Source organism: Gelidibacter algens (assembly GCF_001678675.1).
Classification (GTDB): Bacteria; Bacteroidota; Bacteroidia; order Flavobacteriales; family Flavobacteriaceae; genus Gelidibacter; species Gelidibacter algens.
In genome coordinates, this window is the sequence record NZ_LZRN01000001.1 from 145,379 (window position 1) to 166,131 (window position 20,753).

The following is a 20,753-nucleotide window of genomic DNA, read 5'->3' on the forward strand; positions in this document are numbered from 1 at the left end:
TGGATTTTAAAAATTAATAATTCAATCTAAAATAGCAAACCAATGAAAAAATTAAGTGCGATTGTAGTTTTTAGTTTAGCGTTGATGCCTTTGGTATCTAGCTGCAAAGACGAGAAAGAACAGACCAAAGAAGCAACCGAAACAGAAACCATCACTATGGATAAAAGTGAAGATGGTAAGGACTGGGTAGTTCTTTTTGACGGCACCTCATCAGAAGGCTGGCGAGGTTACAAAAAAGATCACTTTCCTGAAGCATGGAAAGTAGTGGATGGGACCATACATTGCGAAGGATCAGGACGGGGTGAAGCGGGCAATAAAGATGGAGGCGATATTATTTATGATAAAAAATTCAAAAATTTCACATTGAGTTTAGAATGGAAAATTTCTGAGGGAGGTAATTCGGGCATCTTTTATCTTGGGCAAGAGGAAGATCTAGATTATATCTGGAAAACGGCGCCGGAGATGCAAGTGTTAGACAATGACAAGCATCCTGATGCAAAATTAGGTATAGACAATAACAGGCAAGCGGGATCATTATATGATTTAATTGCTGCAAAACCACAAAATGCAAAACCTGTGGGCGAATGGAACCAAGTGGAAATTACCGTTTATGACGGCACTGTTGTCCACAAACAAAATGGTGTCAATGTGGTGGAGTATCACCTATGGACTCCTGAATGGAACGAATTGGTTGCAGGAAGTAAATTCCCGAAACTCAATGAAGATTGGGCAGACGTTGCCAACGAAGGTTATATCGGTTTGCAAGATCACGGCGATGACGTTTGGTTCAGAAATATTAAGATAAAAGAATTGTAGAATCCTCCACGTGGCTGCTCCCAAGGAGGGTTGTGCGTACTAAAGACCAAGGCAGCTATTAGTGATAACCTATAAGGTTGTGGTGAAAATGTGAGTTGTGGCTATAGACAATCACGCGAAAATCTTTTTACATTCAATCCAATTACTTCAAATAAAAAAGCTCAATCAAGGAAACTTGTTGAGCTTTTTTATGTTTAAATCCGCAACAAGGTTGCGCTTAATTGTGGAGCCGGAGACAACGACCATATTTTCAACTTCCCTCTGTTTATAAGGCTTTCAAAAGGTGCTATTTTTAGAGGTCACCGAATTGGTCTCGATTTAACAAACTTTAACGTTTTTGTTTTTGAAAGGATGTGAATTTATTATGTTCTAAATCATTAATGTCCGATAAAAATTAAACCGGCTTGATTTTATTTTTTATCTATATGATTTTCAGTGCTTTGATTTATATCTTTCGTTTTTTTTGAAAAACAGGTCACAGATTAAATACTAGTTGTTCTGATTCAGCTTTGTCAATTATCCAATCCTTTTCGGGGTTTTCCAGAAATCTCATCAAATTGATGTAATTGAAAAGGTGGATTTTGCAGAAGCTGACCAAATTTGAAAATGCCCAACTGCGCTTCAATCTCTTTTTAACCACTGCCAATAGCAGATTGACTATCAGAACACAATAAATTTGTATTTTAATTGCATTTTCATTATCTCCCAAGAAATATTTCAATGGAAAATTCTGTTTCAGCTGTTTAAACAGTATTTCTATTTGCCATCTTATTTTGTACAGGGCAGCAATTAAATCGGCGCGCAAGTCAAACAAATTAGTTAAAAATTCAAATTCTCGTTTGTTTACGCGGTCATAAAACGTCACTTTCCTCAATCTTAATTTCGATATTTCCTTGCCTTTTTTTACATCAACTTCAATAATTTCATCTTCTAAAACTCCGTTATGGATCCGTTCCCCAATATCTAATTTTTCGATACTTAGATACGATGCGTTGTCTTTTATGCGAGTTACAAATCCTGTTTTATGGGCTGTAAAATGCTCAAAAGCCTTGTAATCATTATATGCCTTATCAAAAACATAAATGGTGTTCTCATCGCATTTTAGCTTTTCTAAAAATTTATGATCGTGTGTTTTGGCTTCACTGAACCAGACCAAGCTCGGTACGATTTCATCTGCGTTGATAACAGAATGTACTTTTATTCCCCCTTTTCTTTTTCCGCTTTTTGGATTTCTGCCAACGCAACCCATAATGTCCCTAAAAAGGCTAATTGTTGAACTGTCGAAAATTTTGACCTGCTTTATTATGACATCTTTAATGCGGCTGTCCGATAAGAAACCACCATACTGTTTGAGCAATTGATGATAGATATTTTCAAAGACCAAAACATCCCTTTTCTTGTTTGCATCAGATAAAGTACTCCTTTTGGGAATATGGTTTAGCTGAAAACTACTCGTTTTTCCCGATAGACCCAGCATTGCTCCAGATATTTCACGCAATGACGTGCACTTTGAGAACGAACAGAAAAGCATACTTATCAAATGGTCCTTTGTGGTAAATCGCTTGGTGTAACGGTCTGAATCACATTTCTTGACCTCTCTTCTTATCAAAGAATCATCTATTAAAGAAATCAGCTGTCCGAAAACAGATTTACTGGAAAAATAATTACTTTTACTCATCGTATTTTAGTTTTTTGCAACTCCAAATTACGATTTTTTAAGAAGCCATTCATTTGGCTTCTTTTTTTATCGGACAACAATCTTATTTAGAACAGACTGAGTATTTAGTTGTTACTTTACAAAATGCGCTGTAATTTATTTAGTGGAGGCGACTAATTTTTTTTAATGAAGATGAACAGCATCTAAAACGAATTAAGTATCAAACATACTGTAAAATCATATTATAGTTTTTTTTAAAATTTATAATTTCTGGATTATATATTGAATCCGCATTTTGAAAGTACAACTAAATCTCAGTCTGTTCTAAATAGAAAAAAGCTGTCTCTAATTTCTTAGACAGCTTTTTTTTTAATTATAATCGTCACTAATTGCTATTTGATGATAACCTTTTGTGTTTTAAATTGATTATCAGTAGTAACTTTTACCACATACACACCAGTACTTACACGCGATATATCCACCGTATTCTCAGTATTGTAAGGATTTAAAACGGTGCTTAGTACCAATCGGCCTTGTATATCATATAGATTTGCTGTTGTTGCAGAAGTCAATGGGCCTCTAATTACTAAAGCTCTGGGCACTACCGTTGTATAGATCCGTAAGTTGTCATTGGACTGCATATCATCTACTGACAGGGTTTTAGACGAATAGTGTACATTGAACCGCTCGGCACTATTTAAATTTGTAGTCGTATCAAATGTATACGCGTTAGCATTCAATAAAGTAAACATATTATTTTGAATATCTTCCAAATAAACATTGATGTTGGATGGTATTGTAGAACCCTCATCAATACTGATGCTTAATTCAGTCCCCGCTTTCGCCTTGATTCCCAATGGTATAATCACATCGTTAAAATCGTCATAGGGCAAAGACTGGATAGCCATATCAAGACCTGTATTGTCTTCTAGTAAACTGGTAGCTATTGAAAAATCGACTCTTGCCCCTGAAAAAGTAGCAGCATCATAGCCAGAATCCAATCCTTTTGTAGAGCCTTCAATAAAATAGATACTAGTAGAGGTATCCTTGGAACCGCTGCGCAGTTTGAGCTTGCTTAAAGCAACATTTCTCTTAACTTGCCTCCCAAGAATAAAGTCATCTGAAGTTCCTGTGGTTCTCATTTCTGGCATAAACTTAACAATTCCTCCACCTAATTTAGATTTCACAAAAAAGCCCTGTCCAGGTGCAATCAATTGTGGCACTTCCGTAGCAATAGCACCGGCTAGAGTAGCAGAATTCCAAACTGTCCATCCATTTGAGAGACCAGTATAACCATATATGGCTTGATAGGCATCTCGGGAATCAAATTCAGCGGCATTGGCAGAAAAGAATGCATTAAAATCGATATATGAAGGATAGGGATTTCCAACAAGATTCCAAGCCTTGCCAAGAGGAGCATCAGAAATGACGATATCTACAGGGTTTCTAGTTGTCCGTCCTTTAAAGATCACAGAGTCGCCATTTAGGGTAGCAGCTCTATACCCCAAACCAGAAATAATCGGAATTTTTCCGCTATAATCGCTACCAATATTAAAATTCTCATAAGCACCACTAGATACATTGTAGGGCGCAAATGCAAATTCTCCACGATTATTAATATTTTCAGCTAGCTTAGGATTTATAGTCACGAAAGTCTGGTCAAAATTTGCCCCTTCTATAGGAGAAGAAATAAGATCATTGCCACCACCTGCTGAGGTTCCAATAACATTTACATGACGATTATAGTTAACTTCGCCAGTTAACCATCCTTTATCAATTAAACTAGCAAAAGACATTGATGTCGAATTTAAGGTAAGCCCACTCTTTACGGTTAATATAACAGAGGTATTCCCAATGGCATCTTCAATGGACAATGATGCACCTGGATTAATTGTCACACTTTGACATATCGTGTTTTCGGAAATTACGGCATTACCTGAATCAATTATAATCTCATCAAATTGACCCGATACACCACTTGGATCCCCGGAAGACCAGGCACCATTGAAGGTATAGGTTTTTGGAATCTCTACATTTATCTGCAAGGTCTTTTCGCATGGAATGTAGTCTGTTTTTATAATTCTAATCTCTGCAGCGGAGGCTCCTTTCTCCTGATTTGAAATCGCTACCAGGCGCACGTATCTTCCTTGTTTTTCAGGGAAATTGACGGTCTTTAAATCTCGGTCAAAAGTCCATGTTCCATAAGCATCAGGCTCGGTATCCCAAATTGTAGATGAATCACTTACATAAATTTGATAATTGGTAATTGTACCGTTTATTACATTATCTTGGCGGGGTAGATACTCAAGACCTGACACAAATGAGCTCACACCTAAATCAATATGAATCTCATGAGGGGGTGCTGCTTTTGGCAGAGGACTCCATTTTGTATGCCAGAAGGTTTTACCGTCGCGATCAACTGCTTTGAAACGTTCGGCTTTTTGACCAGTCTCCTGCTCACTACTCGCATAAATTGCCACTAAATTCTGCGCCAAAGAAAATTTCTTTACTGCAAAATTTACTGTATAGAGCCCAGACTGCGTGATATTTTCAATGACATTATCAGAGAGCTGGACCTCGAAAGGATCAGACACCGTATAATCAATACCTTCCACGTCAAGGAAGAAGCCTACAGTATCACCTTCACGAACTGTAATTTCTTTTCGACGACCGTCTCTGACCCCATTCAATTCAAATTCTAAAGCCACCTCATCACATGGCCCCTCAACATTGACAACATCTCTTTCCTTATTGTAAATGCTGCTAATCTCTTGAGCTGTAAGGGCAATGTTATATAATTTAAATTTATCCATACGCCCATCAAGTTCATCAGAAATACCACTACCGTTTGAACCTGTTGGTAGTGCACTGCGAAGACGTCTTTCATAAAAACCAGAAACTGTGAAGGTATTAAAGAATTCATCTGAAGTATTCATTCTTAGGTCACCTGACATTGGTTGATCACAAATCTTCTCACCATTAACATAAAGCTTCGCCCTCGCACCATCATACGTAGCTACAACATGCTCCCACACGAGAGGAGTGAAGCGTTCGTTTGTATAACAACTGAATATACCGTTAGTTGCATTATAGAATTCCAACTTGTATTGGGAACCATGATACCCAATAAAAAAAGAAGGATAGTCATGGGCAAAAATGGACACATTGGGTATATTATCAGCTTCATTTCTATTGACCCATGCCATCACTGTAATTTTATTCGTTAAGCCTTGTAATGCTGGTGATGGTGGAATTTCGAGGATCGAATTACTATTATGCTCCTTGCCATCCATTTCCAAAGCGTTTCCTGACAGTCCATTGGTACTCCAATAATTTTTGGTTAAAGCTATTGGAATGCCATTATCATCACGTTCCTTCATGGTACCGTGGTTATCTTTCCCTGAGGTATCCATAACCAAAGCGCCACTGCCTTCAAAAAAATCATACTCTACCAGTAAGTTGTTTTCTTTAATTTTTAAATCAGGAGGGCTTACCAATACGGCCTCAGAAATACTTGGCACACCATCAGCATTTAGTGCGAACAGCATATAATATCCCGGAGGCATCGTATTTGCATTAGGCATATTCAAATGATAATAGCCGTCAATTATTGAAAAAGTTACAGGAATGCGACGTTGTTCATTATTGATACTGTGAGTTGCCGTAGACATTCTCAAAAAAGCAAATTCAGTAACGTCTGCCGATGCAATAACTGGGAATGCTCTCTCGTAAAAAGCATTATCAGGGGCATTTAAACTAGGACGATCGGCCAACTCTCCAAGAGAATTAAATAAATAAGGTGGGCTATAAATTTCAGCATCTTTATGATTCGCAGGACAATGATCACCGCATAGGCCTCCTCCACCCATAAAGACGCGGCCATCAGCTAAAAGAATGCCGGCACTATGATAAGTTCTTGGGACTAGCATACTGGCCAACGGTATGAATAAATTTGTGGTAGGGTCAAACATTTCAGCAATTAAATGCGCACCTTCATCTGAAAAAACCACGGCATTTTCCATGCCTCCTAAAACCAAAACCTCTCCATTAGGGAGCACCACACTAGTAACATATATTCTGGCGTTTTGCATATCATTTAAGGTACGGGTTACGATAACATTGGCATCATCATTTATATCTATTACATAAGCCTTTTCATTACTTACGCTTCCAGAAGAATAAGATCCACTACCACCCACCTTTAAAATTTTGCCTATATCAAACATGACGGTGTTGCCATTCATCGATGAGGTGTCATCGCCTCTTGGACCAATTTCTACGAATGATCCTTTGATTGTCTCATTGCCGCCGTTAACATCAAACCAATGCATCGTCTCTCCTGGGCCTGCATGAAAAATTTTTCCATTAGGAGCAGCGAATAGCCAAGCATGATTATCCAACCTATAAGTACCCTCTGGTTCTAAGGCAGCATCGTTAGCATTCCAAAGTAGTTCACCTTTTAAACCCTTAAGCTCAATCCATCCAGTCGCCTCCGTCCAAATTTCTGCATCTCTCCCACCATATGGACCACCACTCCACGAACCGCCAATAGTAAAAGCAGAGCCATCAGATAAGGTTACGGCACCCTGATAGCCCCTCGGTATATTCAAGTTACCGGCATTAGTCCATTGTTCTGTTCTAGGATCATAAATACTGGACTTTTCATCAGAACTTCCTCCTGACACTAAGATTCTTCCATCTGCTAAGTTATTAATCCCAGGACAGAACATATCATGGTTGGTATCTGTAACCGTTCTTGGCAACACGCCTCCTAAGCTATCTAAACCGCCTAAAGGATCAAATATTTGGGTGAACGTGAAGCCGTCATCACCTCCAAAATCGTGATGGTATTTTGAAGACCATGTCACCAATCTACCATCTGGCAAATTAGCTACAGCGACAGGCACGATATCGAATTCAATTTTAGGACTCCATTGACCAACTTGCTGAGGGTCTTGAGAAAACCCTTTGAAACCTATAAATACTAACAGAAAAAAAACAGCGGAAAAATTTGAGGTTTTCATAATAGCAGGCATAATAGTTAGTAAAAAAGGGAGAGAAAAGTTGAAATAGTCTTGTCGACTTTTTTTCAACTCACGTTACAATAATTCATTTAAGAATAAATTAAATGGATTAGGGGCCCTTTAACTTCCAAATAAACACACTTATTTTGACAATAAACTTTATTCAAGGTGAACAGCTAATATTATCGACAAACTATCTCAAAATCTTTAGTTTTAATAGTCCAATGTCCTAGCTTTAAATTGTTTACGGATTGTTTCTATTTATAACGAAAATCTATCGGACACCATAATATTTTCGCATTATATAAAACAATTGAGAAGGAGAATAACACTCTTGAAAACACTTTATAAGCTGTGATTCCAGTTAAATTTTCAGATCGCAATTTTGATTAAAATAGTACTAATTTAAATCATCGTATCTAAAATCATTTCAATATCCTTTTCTGTAGTATCAGGATTAATAAAACAAAAGCGTGAAACGGTTTCAAATGCATCTCCATTTTTCCATTTGGTGGGTGTAACCAAAGCAAAACCCTTGCGGTGGTTTTCATAGGTCCAATGAGTATAATCTTCTGGTTGCCACCCTTTTCTTCTGTACAACACACAAGATAAACTAGGCTCTCTTACCAACTCTAAATCAGGATGTGCTTCAATCATTCTGCCCGCAATTTGCGCTAGTTCAATACCACGCTCTACGGCTTCCTTGTAACGATCTGTACCATGTGTGGCCAAAGAAAACCACAAAGGCAATCCGCGTACGCGACGTGTTAATTGGATTTGATAATCCGTCGGATTAAAACCATGTGCGCCTTCGTCCTTAAAAATATCTAAATAAGACCCTTGTTGGGAATGTGCATTTTTTGCCAATTCTGGTTCCTTGTAAAGTACAGCGCCACAATCATAGGGTGAAAACATCCATTTGTGTGGATCAATGGTAATGCTATCTGCTTTTTCAATCCCATTAAACAAATGTCGCACGGAATCAGCCACTAAAGCGCCTCCACCATAAGCGGCATCCACATGGAACCATAAGTTTTCTTGTTCACAAACTGCAGCTACACCTTCCAAATCATCAATAATTCCAGCGTTTGTTGTTCCTCCTGTAGCAACTACCGCAAAAAGCCGTTTGCGCTGATGCTCGGTCAGATGTTGAATGGTGGTCATTAAATCTTCGCCGGTTAAGCGTTCTTCAGAATCGACCAAAAGAATATCCACATCCGCCACTTTGGCCATCGCTTTGATGGATGAATGTGCACCAATAGAGGTGATGATCAAGCCTTTTTCGCGTTCATACTCCGGGTTTTCGCGCCAGTGTTCTCTTGCCGTTACAATAGCAGAAAGATTTGCCGCCGTTCCACCACTGGTAAACACACCAAAGGCGCCATTTGGCATGCCAGTGAGAGACACCATCCATTTCATAGCTTCGTTTTCACAAAAGATGCCACCGGCGCCTTCCATCCAATAGGCACCGTGAATACTGGACGCCGACGTGACCAAGTCAAACATAATAGCCGCCTTGGTTGGAGACGCTGGTACAAAAGCTAGATTACGCGGATGATCTACTGGCACATTGGCTTTTGCCAAATGTTCTTTCCACAAATTAAACGCATATTCGCCACCAATTCCTTTTGCGGTAATGGTTTCGCCCACCAGAGCTTTGAGTTCTTCTTCTTTTTTGGGCTTGCCAATAAGATGCTCAGTTGCTGAAATACGCCCAATGGCATATTTCATGACATCCAAAGTCATCTCAATTAAGTCCAAATCAATTTTATGCATACTCTTCATAGGTCGCTATAGTTTGTAGAAATTAGAACTCTTTCTAAAATTTAGAGTTCTAAGATTAAAAATTCGGAATGTAAGGGATCAAGGTTTTGAACTAATTTTTGAATGATCTCTTCGCCATATTCCAAATAGAATTCTGAAATATTCATGTTTCGTTCCTGAAGGCTTTGGCCCGGAAATAATTCATCCTGTAACAGTCTAACGCGATCTAAAATATCATCTAATTTTCGCTTTTGGGCTTTCAACAATCGGTGCTCAAGGTTTTCAAGACCTTTAATTTGCTTCACTTCCTGAGCAGCAACAGCGCCCTTAAAAGATTTATCAGTTTGTTCTGCCAATAGGTATAGGTCATCAAATTGTTTTTGGAGCTGATCTTTTTGCGGACTGAAATCAATGTTGATGTCTGAGATGGACTTGGTAACCTTAGTCATTAAATCATCCTGATTCAAAAAAAGGTCGCCGACTGAGACATTCATTTTAGCAAGTTTTTCCTTTTGCTTTTCTGTGATGAGCAATACAGAGTTTCGCAAAAGAAGCATAGGAAACGTCACATTGTGAGATTCAAAATTAGACTTCAATTGCAACCAATACGCCAATTCTCCACCGCCGCCAATATAGCAAAGGTTAGGCAGAATAATTTCTTGATAGAGCGGGCGTGAGATCACATTAGGACTAAAACGTTTTGGATGTTTTTTAACCTCAGCAAGCAACTCCTCCTTAGTCCAACGGATGTCAGTATCCAGAACACCGTATACGCCATCAGTTTCTAAAATACGTTCTCTTAAGTTGTGGTTGATGTAAAACAGATTAATTGCTCTGGGGTTGACCTGTATTTTATAGTTTGAGGGTAGGGCATTAATATCTTCATTGGTTTTTGACACCACTTTAAAGGATGTTTGCTGGATCAATTCTTCCTCAATGTAGGGCGTGTAAAGCTTTTTCAATAGGGCATCATTGCCATCCAAAATAACCAACCCATAAATTGAAAATAGTTTATTGACCAAAAATACGGGTGGCTTCTGTTAAGGTCGTATGTTCCAAATAGGCTTGATGGAACAGTTTTTTTAATGATTTTGCAGTTTCGCTAGAATCGAGTTGTGCAGCAAACACATCATACACCTGATCTAGACCTTCTAAATTGAATTCACCAACAGCACCAGAAGCCGCTCTGTTCCATTGTACTTTTTTCCCTTTAAAATTAAAAAAATTGATTTCTTCAAAATCATGATCCTCTGTAGCCATCCAATAAACAGGTACAAAATTATAATGGGGATAGGTCTCTTTCAAGGTTCTACACAAATTAATTGTGGAAATAATCTTGTAGAAAAAATACAGCGGTCCTGTAAATAAATTCAGCTGGTGTCCCGTGGTGACGGTAAAGGTTGAATTGTGTTTTAAGAGATCAATATTAGTGAGCGTCATTGAAGAAATACTCAAACCTTCATACTGAATCATCAACGCCCTCACCAAATCGGCTCTGTAGTCATTATTAAAAGAGCGTTGTTTTTCTTCAATCTGCTTTTCAAAATTTTCAAGTTTTGGAAAGCGGTTATAAAATGGTTTTAAGCCATCTTTTTCATCCAAATAATCGATGATCAATGAAGAAAAATAATTTGTGTCTTTAAATGGGATACAATCGGTTGGCATATTCAAATTTAAAAATGAATTGTAAAGATAGCGCTCTTGACTTTTTTTGAGTCCTAAATTTGAGTTAATTCACTTTGGCTTGCTATCTTTACTGAACTAAACTATTCCACACCCTTTCATTATGCAAAAATTATCCGTATTCCTTTTTGTTCTTATGGGCAGCATTTTTGTCTCAAAAGCGCAAAGCCTTCAATCGCCATCAGATTTTCTTGGTTATCCCTTAGGTACAGAGTTTTCAAGACACCATCAGGTCATCGATTATTTCAAAATGGTGGCTTCCCAATTGCCCGATCAGGTTAAACTTGAAAACTATGGAGAAACCAATGAAAGGCGCCCACTATACACGGCTATTATTTCCTCTGAAGAGAATATAAAAAACTTAGAGAACATTAGACAAAACCATCTCATGAACGCAGGAATAGGTGAAGGAACTGCAACCTCAAATGACATTGCTGTGGTATGGTTGAGTTATAACGTTCATGGCAACGAGGCTTCCAGTACTGAAGCGTCCATGAAAACCATCTACACCTTGTTGACAGAAAAACAAGAGTGGCTAAAGAACACTGTAGTTATCATTGATCCGAGTCTCAACCCAGATGGCCGCGACAGATACGTGAATTGGTATAATGAGACTAAAAGCACACCTTACGATATTGACCAGCAAGCCAGTGAACAAAATGAACCATGGCCAAGAGGAAGGGCCAACCATTATTTATTTGACCTCAATAGAGACTGGGTTTGGGCCACACAAAAAGAAACGCAAGCACGCTTAAAACTCTATAACAAGTGGATGCCACAAATTCATGTTGATTTTCACGAACAAGGCATAAATGAACCGTATTATTTTGCCCCTGCAGCGGAACCATTTCATGAAATTATCACCGATTGGCAGCGTGATTTTCAAACGCAAATTGGAGAAAACCATGCCAAATACTTTGATGCCAATGGTTGGTTGTATTTTACACGTGAGCGTTTTGATTTGCTCTACCCTAGTTATGGTGACACCTACCCTACTTATTTAGGAGCTATTGGGATGACTTACGAACAAGGTGGTCAATCAGGACTTGGAATTCTCAATGATGAAGGTGAAGTTTTAACTTTGGTAGACCGTGTGGAACACCATTACATTACTGGATTATCAACAGTTGAGATGGCCTCTAAAAATGCTGAAAAATTAAACACCGAATTCAAGAAGTACTTTGCCAATAAAAATTTCAAATATAAGAGTTATGTGTTGCGTGGCTCTACTGATAAAATTGAGGGCTTAAAATCGTTGTTAGACAAACATGAGATCCGTTATGATGATGCTGCTTCTGGAAAAATTTCAGGTTTCAATTACAGTGATAGCAAAAACGGAAATCTCAATGCCACTTCTGAAGATTTGGTAGTGAGCACCAATCAGCCAAAAGGACAAATGGTTCAAGTGTTGTTTGAACCTAACACCGTACTAGCAGATTCCATCACCTATGATATTACCGCTTGGAGTTTGCCCTATGCTTACGGTTTGGATGCTGTTGCCAGTAACGACATGGCAAAAACAACCAATGTAGAGGACACTTTTCAATTGAATTCTAAAAACACCAATGCTACGGGATATATTCTGAAATGGGACCATATGAAAGATGCTGAGTTTTTAGCAGAATTATTAAAAAAAAATGTCAAAGTCCGATTTACTGAGAAACCCTTCACCACCAAAAATCCTGAGCAAGACTTTGATAGAGGAGCCTTGATTATTGTAAGGGGCGACAATAAAAAAATTGCAAATTTTGATGCTGTCGTGATTGCTGCTGCGGATAAATTTAGAAGAAAAGCAGTGGCCGTTTCTAGCGGATTTTCAAAATCGGGACCAGATTTTGGTTCGCCTGATGTTAAGTTGGTCAACAAACAACATATAGCGTTGCTGTCAGGAAATTATACTTCTTCTTTGGGATATGGCGAAATATGGCATTTCTTTGAGCAGCAACTGCATTATCCAGTAACCTCTTTAAATACCGATGATTTTGCAAAAATTAATCTTGATAAGTATAGCGTATTGGTAATTCCTAATGGCTATTATGGCGTATTTTTTAATGACGCCAATTTAGAAAAACTTAAAACTTGGGTCAAAAAGGGCGGTAAGGTAATAGCTATTGATGGCGCTCTTGACATTTTTGCGGATCAGAAAGATTTTGGTCTGAAAAGAAACATATCCAAAGACACCACCACAGTAAAACCAAACCTTACTCCTTATGCCGAACGCGAACGTGAAGACACGAATGACTTGATTACAGGAGCAATTTTTAAAACCGAAGTAGACAACACACATCCTATGGCATTTGGTTATGGCGACAATTATTTTACCTTGAAATCAGGATCTACGGCGTACGGGCTTCTTGAAGATGGTTACAATGTGGCATATTTGGGGAAAAAACCTAAAAACGTATCCGGATTTGCGGGAAAAAACACTTTGAAAAATCTTGAAGACTCACTTATTTTTGGTGAAGAGCGTTTGGGCAATGGCAGCATCGTTTATATGGCTGATAACACACTATTCAGAAATTTTTGGGAAAATGGCAAACTGTTTTTCGTCAATGCCGTTTTCTTGGTGAACACCAATGCCTTTGAATTATAGATTGCTTAATATTAATAGTTAAAACAATTTACAGCGTCTATATTTTTAGTAATTTATACAATAAAAAATAGCACCTGATGAAAATTAAAAACAATTTTGCGCAAGCACCAATCCAACTACGCATGATGTGCGTTGCATTTTTATTACTTTCTGGAACTCAATTGTTTTCAAACACAATGTTCCAGAAACAAACAGTCGTACAGGCTTTTAAAGAATATCGAGGCACGGTCATTGATAGCAAATCAAAAAGTGCACTGGCTTTTGCAACCTTAAATGTCAATGACACCAATATCAGTACCGTTACCAATTCTGATGGTGAGTTTTTACTTAAGGTACCCAGTGATCTCATCAATAATGAAATGACCATCTCTTTTTTAGGATACCAGACGAAGATCATTCCGCTTTCAAATCTCAATGGAGAAGATATTCAAATTCTGTTGGAAGAATCCGTCATGCAACTTTCAGAAGTGAAAATAAACGCTCATAAGGATGCCCGAAGCTTAGTGAAATTGGCACTTGCAAAAAAAAGCGAAAATTACCTCGATAAAGAAACTGTTATGACTGCGTTTTATAGAGAAACTATAAAGAAAAGACGCAGAAACGCTTCCCTATCTGAAGCCATCGTAGAAATTTACAGACACCCCTACAGTTCTTCTAAAACAGACAAAGTAAAACTTATTAAAGCACGAAAAAGCACAGATTACAATAGGCTGGATACCTTGGCCATCAAACTTCAGGGTGGTCCTTTCAGTGCGCTTTATGCTGATGTCATCAAATACCCGCAGTATATTTTTAATGACGTCAATCTTTTCAATTATGATTTTTCTTTCGATAAAGCGACAGAAATTAACAACCGCGCTGTGTATGTCGTCAAATTTAAACAGCGACCAGACATTGTTGAACCTATGCATTATGGCAAGCTTTATATTGATGTTGAAAACTATTCGCTTATCAGCGCCATCTACAATTTGAATGTTGAAAATGGAGAAATGGCTGCGGAATTGTTTGTCAAGAAAAAGCCCATCGGCGTCACGGTTTACCCAACAGAAGCAGCATACCGGGTGGACTACAGACTTAAAGATGACCAATGGTATTATGGCTATAGCAATATCCAATTGACCTTTAAAGTGAATTGGAGGGGACGTTTATTTAATAGTGTGTATACCTTAAGCAGCGAGATGGCTATAACCGATTGGCAGAAGAGTTTGGATGATGGCTTTACACGGAAAGAAACGTTGCGACCTTCAGTAATTTTAAGTGATGAAGCCTCCGGATTCTCTGATCCGAGATTTTGGGGAGAATATAATATTATTGAACCTGAAAAATCAATTGAATCTGCTATTGAAAAGATCAACAAGCAATTGGAGAAACGAAAAGTGGATAACCAATGATATAAGTAATCTTCTAAACTGATTGGTTTTCAACCGGTTTAGAAGATTAAGTGGTTATAACGTGAATCGTTTTGAACTACCAAAAAAATAAAGGTTGTTAGAAAAACGATGCCTTATTTGGAAAGCCCTCTTATTTCCAATAAATAGTAATGAATAGTAACGGCAGGATAATAAGGATTTCTAGAAAGAAACCACGTCTCCATACAAATCAAAATCCTCAGCTTCGGTGATCTTTACAGTTGTAAATTCACCTGTCTTTAAATAGTATTTGGAAGCGTCAATACGTACTTCATTATCTACATCTGGCGAGTCAAATTCTGTACGGCCCACAAAGTAATTGCCTTCTTTTCTATCGATCACCACTTTAAGAATCTGTCCTATTTTGGTTTGGTTCAACTCCCAGGAAATTTGGGACTGGATTTCCATAATCTCGTTTGCTCGCTGCATTTTTACATCAGCAGGAACGTCATCTTCTAGATTAAATGCGTGGGTATTCTCTTCATGAGAATAGGTAAAACAGCCCAAACGCTCAAAGCGCATGTCTGTAACCCATTGTTTTAATTCTTGAAAGTTTTCCTCTGTTTCTCCTGGATACCCAACAATTAAAGTAGTCCTAATCGTCATCTCTGGAACCGTTTTTCTGAACTCCTTTAAAAGCTTGGTTGTTTTTTCTTTGGTAGTACCACGACGCATACTTTTAAGAATGTTATCAGAAATATGTTGTAACGGGATGTCTAGATAATTACAGACTTTTGCCTCCCTATTCATCACCTCCAAAACATCCATCGGGAAACCTGTTGGAAAGGCATAATGTAATCGGATCCATTCAATACCGTCAACTTTTACCAAGGCTTCCAATAATTCGGCCAAATTGCGTTTTTTGTAGATATCAAGTCCGTAATAAGTTAAATCTTGGGCAATTAAGATCAGCTCCTTAACGCCATTAGCGGCCAATTTTTCTGCCTCTATAACCAGGTTTTCAATAGGCGTGCTTTTGTGTTTACCGCGCATTAAGGGGATGGCACAAAAACTGCACGGTCTGTCACAACCTTCAGCAATTTTTAAATAGGCATAATTTTTTGGTGTGGTTGTTAAACGTTCACCAATAAGTTCATGTTTATAATCGGCACCAAGCGCTTTCAACAAACCTGGTAATTCTGTCGTTCCAAAATACTGATCTACATTTGGGATTTCCTTTTGTAAGTCTGGTTTGTAACGTTCACTTAAACATCCGGTCACGAAAACTTTATCAACTTCGCCATCTTCCTTTTTCTGCATAAAATCAAGAATGGTATTGATGCTCTCCTCCTTCGCATTATTGATAAATCCGCAGGTATTGATTACCACAATGTTGCCTTCCTCTTCATGCACCACATCCTTACCGCTCGCTTTGAGTTGCCCCATAAGGACCTCACTGTCGTAGACGTTTTTGCTACAACCAAGGGTTACCACGTTAATGCGGTTCTTTTTAAGTGACTTCGTTCTCATATCCTAAAAAATTAAGTGTGCAAAGATACATAATGATTTATGATATATGCATATTGATACATGCAATGTAAAAGGCAGGATCTGTTACTTTACACATTCTGTATTTAAACTTTTTCTGAATATCTTGGTCTTATAAACAAACGTCTCACTTATGAAAACTTTTTGGCTTTGTATTGCCATTTTGTGTTTTGGATTATCAAGTTGCTCCTCTGAGACTGCTGAAATTGAACAACCGCAAGATGAAGCGATTTATTTTCCTCCATTAACTTCAGAAACATGGGAAATGGTTTCCATTTCGGAATTGGGTTGGAACGCAAGCCAGCTTCAACCGCTTTTAGAGTATTTGGCGTTGAAGCATTCAAAAGGTTTCCTAATGCTCTATAATGGGAAAATTGTAGAAGGCACGGAAAGTTACATGAATGGACATAGTGCCAATACACTTTGGTATTGGGCGAGTGCAGGAAAAACATTGACGTCAACCATGGCCGGAATTGCGCAAGATAAAGGTTTGATCAAAATCAACACTAAGGTCTCTGATTATTTGGGAACTGGCTGGACGAGCGCGCCTTTAGAAAAGGAAAATTTGATAACTTGTAAGAACCTATTAACAATGACTTCAGGTTTGGACGATGGTTTAGGTGATGGCGTTTTGGCTGAAAACCTCCACTATACTGCCGATGCTGGAACACGTTGGGCCTACCATAATGTGTATGTCAAAATGCAGGATGTTATCTCAAAAGCGAGCAACCAAACTTGGAACGCTTATTTTAACTCACAATTGAGAGACCCAATTGGTATGGATGGTAATTGGTTTACTTTTGAAAACTCTAACGTTTATGCCAGCACCACAAGAAGTATGGCACGTTTTGGTTTAATGATCTATGCCAAAGGCAAGTGGGGAAATACTCAGATTGTGTCAGAAAACTTTTTAACTCAAGCTACAACTACCTCCCAAAACATCAATGAAGCTTATGGCTATTTATGGTGGCTCAACGGAAAACCAACCTACCACTTACCACAAACACAACTGGAGTTTCCAGGAAGTTTGATCCCTACTGCGCCATCAGATATGTATGCGGCCTTGGGTAAAAATGATCAGAAGTTATATGTTGTGCCCAGCAAAAAATTAGTGATTATCAGAATGGGAGAAGCAGCTGATGCCCAAAATTTTGGCCTATCAGATTTTGATAAGGTACTATGGTCTAAAATTAATGCTTTGATCAATTAATTATAGTTTTCTGGTGAAAGACGTCTTTTTGATTCTTGTTCATATTGATAAGCCCAACCCAACAACTGTTTTTCAGAGAATGGCTTTCCTATTAATGTCAAGCCCTTTGGTGCTCCATTTTCAGCATAACCCATAGGCACAGTAATTGCCGGATATTCGGCCACCGCAGCAAAACCAGCATGATAATTGTTTATAGAGAGAAAACCATCCAAATTGTTAACTTTCATGGGCGTATCAAAAAATAGTCGCCCGTTGGTTTTAAGCGTATTTTTCAGCGTCTCAAATTCGTCATCTGTAGCAGCATCTGCAACAACACCTGCAAACAGTTTTTGTCCATAAGGCATGGTTTTCAATGAATCTTTTAAATTAAAAGCCATGACATCTTCTACAGATTTAATGTTCAAGGATGAATCTCCTGAAGTTGAAATATAAACTGGTAAATCGGTTTTCATATCCAAATTCAAAAGTCTCAGAAAATCTGGGAGCTCAACTTTTTCTTCTTCAATTTCAACAATCACAGCACCTTTCGATTTTAAATTGGCAATAGCTCTGACATATAAAGAATCTTCCATCAAACCTTTAAATGCTCCGAAACGTTTTCCTTTTAAATTAAAGCCTTTAAAATCAACATCATTGGCATTTCCATTTTCTGAGATTGTATTGATGGATTTTGAGTCGTTCGCGTCATACCCAGTCATGGCATCCAAGACAATGGCGGTATCCGTGACATTCCTAGTGATTGGTCCAGGGGTATCCAAAGTTGATGAAATTGGCACAATGCCACTTCTGCTCAACAATCCAATGGTTGGTTTTAATCCGACCACAGAATTTTGGCTTGAAGGCGATAATATAGAACCTGAAGTCTCGCTCCCCACTGCTGCAACGCAAAAATTGGCGGCTACGGCAACGCCGCTTCCAGAACTGGAGCCTCCAGTATCCATGATTTTTCGACCATACGGATTTAAGGTCTGTCCGCCAATGGCACTATACCCACTTGGGCAATCGCCACAAAAGAAATAGGCCCATTCACTTAAGTTTGCTTTTCCCAGAATGAGCGCCCCTTGTTCCTTTAAACGCTCAACAATAAAAGCATCCTTAGTTCTATTGTTTTGAAACGCGACAGCGCCTGCTGTTGTTGGCATTTCAACAGTATTAATATTATCTTTTAAAAGAATTGGCATTCCGAAAATGGGATGCTTTAGCATTTTATTCTTAAAATCGATATCTTTTTGCTTGGCTTCAGAAATAATGTTTGGGTTCAGGGCGATCACTGAATTTAAGGACAACTCATTTTCTCTGTCAAACTTTCTGATGCGATAGAGATAGAATTTTGTCAAGTTCTCATAGGATAAGTTCCCATCCTGAATATGTTGTTGCAAGGTTGGAATGTCCTGCTCTAAAACTAGAGGTTTTAATGAGGCATATAGTTCTTCTGTAAAATTTTCAAGATCTGTATTGAAATTTTGCCAAAGCTCATCTTTGTTGATGTATTTAGAATCCAAGACCTTAAACTCCGTAAAGTTTTTAGTAGAAATGGCACTGATATCTGTAGAAGGCTTTTTCCCTACTTCTGTTGTGTCAGAATTTTTACAGGAAAAAATGAATAGAAATGTAAAGAAGAGTAGAAATAATTTCATAGGTATATTTTCAATAAAAATAATGAAAAACCATGCTACTGTTACAAGGTCTTTAAAAAAAGATGATTTCTTAGTACTGGACTTATGGTGAAAATTTTGGAAATAAAAGAAATGTGGAAAATGTTGTTGGTGGAAAATACCAACAACGGCAAAAATATTGTTGGTGGAAAACACCAACAATGGCATAAAACACCAACAATGGCATAAAAAGAAATGTGGAAAATGTTGTTGGTGGAAAACACCAACAACGGCATAAACCAGCAACGGCATAGCTGTTATTTGAACAGTACAAAATGAATTTAGCTTGACAGAAAGAGATTCTGGCTATTTAGGAATTGGCTACTTAAAAAACGAATCTACAAATTCAAATTTGTTAAAAACCTGTAAATCGTCAATACCTTCTCCAACACCAATATATCTAACTGGTATTTTAAATTGGTCAGAAATACCAATAACGACGCCACCTTTGGCGGTTCCATCGAGTTTGGTGACTGCTAAGGAAGTGACTTCTGTGGCTGCGGTAAAATGCTTGGCCTGTTCAAAAGCATTTTGACCTGTAGAACCGTCCAACACTAAAAGAACATCATGAGGTGCATCAGGGAGTACCTTTTGCATGACACGCTTTATTTTGGTCAACTCATTCATTAAATTGACTTTGTTATGCAAACGCCCGGCAGTGTCAATAATCACAACATCTGCATTTTGGGTGACCCCGCTTTTCAGCGAATCAAACGCCACAGATGCTGGGTCGCTACCAAAGTTTTGTCGTACCATGGGCACATCTACCCGGTCTGCCCAAATTTGTAATTGATCTATGGCTGCAGCTCTAAAAGTATCGGCAGCACCAAGAACAACGTTCAGGCCTTGTTTTTTAAATTGCGATGCCAATTTACCAATGGTAGTGGTTTTTCCAACGCCATTGACACCCACAACCATAATGACATAAGGTTTCTTATCTTTTGGGACGGTAAATTCCGTGGCATTGCCACTGTCAACTTCAGAAAGTAATCCTGCTATTTCCTCACGCAAGATTTGATTGAGCTCTGAAGTCCCTAAGTATTTATCTTTCGAAACACGCTCCTCAATTCTTCCAATAATTTTTAGAGTGGTATTGACACCAACATCACTTGAAACAAGAATTTCTTCAAGATTGTCAAGGACATCTTCATCAACTTTTGATTTTCCGGCAACGGCTTTATTGAGCTTGGTGAAAAAAGTGGTTTTTGATTTCTCTAAACCTTTATCTAATGTTTCCTTTTTTTCTGAAGAGAATATTTTTTTAAAAAAACTCATGTGTCTTTAAGTTGTATATCGTTTGTTGTGAAGTCGAATATGCCTTTCGACGACGGATTTGCGTTAGGGATTGAAGCGGCATCCTTTTTTTATGATGGATTGAGCTTGCGAAATCCGTCATAAAAAAAGATATAGCGGAAAGCCCGACCTTTAGGTAACGCCCAAAAAAAAATTATCCA

General features: G+C 38.2%; 11 protein-coding genes and 1 pseudogene. 5 read left to right on the top strand and 7 right to left on the bottom strand.

Annotated elements, in window-relative coordinates; translation table 11 throughout:
• The first annotated feature begins 42 nt into the window (after positions 1 to 42).
• Positions 43 to 816, top strand: a complete 774-nt coding sequence (locus tag A9996_RS00665; protein WP_066429762.1) for a 3-keto-disaccharide hydrolase — start codon at positions 43 to 45, stop codon at positions 814 to 816.
• Between the two features lie 475 nt (positions 817 to 1,291).
• Here A9996_RS00665 and A9996_RS00670 read toward each other — a convergent pair whose 3' ends face one another.
• From A9996_RS00670 to bshC, 4 genes and pseudogenes are all read right to left on the bottom strand, one after another.
• Complete coding sequence (locus A9996_RS00670) at positions 1,292 to 2,494, bottom strand: IS4 family transposase (RefSeq protein ID WP_066429769.1); 1,203 nt, start codon at positions 2,492 to 2,494, stop codon at positions 1,292 to 1,294.
• Positions 2,495 to 2,865: 371 nt separating this feature from the next.
• A complete protein-coding gene (locus A9996_RS00675; RefSeq protein ID WP_169817225.1) occupies positions 2,866 to 7,497 on the bottom strand; it encodes a LamG-like jellyroll fold domain-containing protein in 4,632 nt (1,543 codons plus the stop codon).
• A gap of 405 nt (positions 7,498 to 7,902) precedes the next feature.
• Complete coding sequence (locus A9996_RS00680) at positions 7,903 to 9,273, bottom strand: pyridoxal phosphate-dependent decarboxylase family protein (RefSeq protein WP_066429932.1); 1,371 nt, start codon at positions 9,271 to 9,273, stop codon at positions 7,903 to 7,905.
• Between the two features lie 50 nt (positions 9,274 to 9,323).
• Positions 9,324 to 10,926, bottom strand: a pseudogene (gene bshC / locus A9996_RS00685) (bacillithiol biosynthesis cysteine-adding enzyme BshC).
• A gap of 121 nt (positions 10,927 to 11,047) precedes the next feature.
• Between bshC and A9996_RS00690 the strand changes: the two are divergent.
• Both A9996_RS00690 and A9996_RS00695 read left to right on the top strand, forming a co-directional pair.
• The gene (locus tag A9996_RS00690; protein WP_066429775.1) at positions 11,048 to 13,537 is read left to right on the top strand and encodes a M14 family metallopeptidase; all 2,490 of its coding nucleotides are present in this window, start codon (positions 11,048 to 11,050) and stop codon (positions 13,535 to 13,537) included.
• 77 nt (positions 13,538 to 13,614) lie between these two features.
• Positions 13,615 to 14,928 carry a carboxypeptidase-like regulatory domain-containing protein gene (locus A9996_RS00695; RefSeq protein WP_169817226.1) on the top strand — a complete coding sequence of 438 codons (1,314 nt, stop codon included), beginning with the start codon at positions 13,615 to 13,617 and terminating at the stop codon, positions 14,926 to 14,928.
• Between the two features lie 180 nt (positions 14,929 to 15,108).
• On the opposite strand, the gene rimO is transcribed toward A9996_RS00695, so the two are convergent.
• Positions 15,109 to 16,416, bottom strand: coding sequence for a 30S ribosomal protein S12 methylthiotransferase RimO (gene rimO / locus A9996_RS00700; RefSeq protein WP_066429784.1), 1,308 nt, complete (start codon positions 16,414 to 16,416; stop codon positions 15,109 to 15,111).
• 151 nt (positions 16,417 to 16,567) lie between these two features.
• Here rimO and A9996_RS00705 point away from each other — a divergent pair, with 151 nt between their 5' ends.
• Positions 16,568 to 17,644, top strand: a complete 1,077-nt coding sequence (locus tag A9996_RS00705) for a serine hydrolase domain-containing protein (protein ID WP_066429786.1) — start codon at positions 16,568 to 16,570, stop codon at positions 17,642 to 17,644.
• Here the strand turns inward: A9996_RS00705 and A9996_RS00710 are convergent.
• Positions 17,641 to 19,281 (bottom strand): amidase family protein, encoded by a 1,641-nt coding sequence (locus tag A9996_RS00710; RefSeq protein ID WP_066429935.1) that lies wholly within the window; start codon positions 19,279 to 19,281, stop codon positions 17,641 to 17,643. The two genes, A9996_RS00705 and A9996_RS00710, sit on opposite strands and share 4 nt — an antisense overlap.
• Before the next feature lie 84 nt (positions 19,282 to 19,365).
• Between A9996_RS00710 and A9996_RS20780 the strand changes: the two genes are divergently transcribed.
• Positions 19,366 to 19,488 (top strand): hypothetical protein, encoded by a 123-nt coding sequence (locus A9996_RS20780; protein ID WP_282955915.1) that lies wholly within the window; start codon positions 19,366 to 19,368, stop codon positions 19,486 to 19,488.
• 132 nt (positions 19,489 to 19,620) lie between these two features.
• Here the strand turns inward: A9996_RS20780 and ftsY are convergent, their stop codons facing one another.
• A complete protein-coding gene (ftsY, locus tag A9996_RS00715) occupies positions 19,621 to 20,574 on the bottom strand; it encodes a signal recognition particle-docking protein FtsY (protein ID WP_066429788.1) in 954 nt (317 codons plus the stop codon).
• Positions 20,575 to 20,753 lie beyond the last annotated feature (179 nt).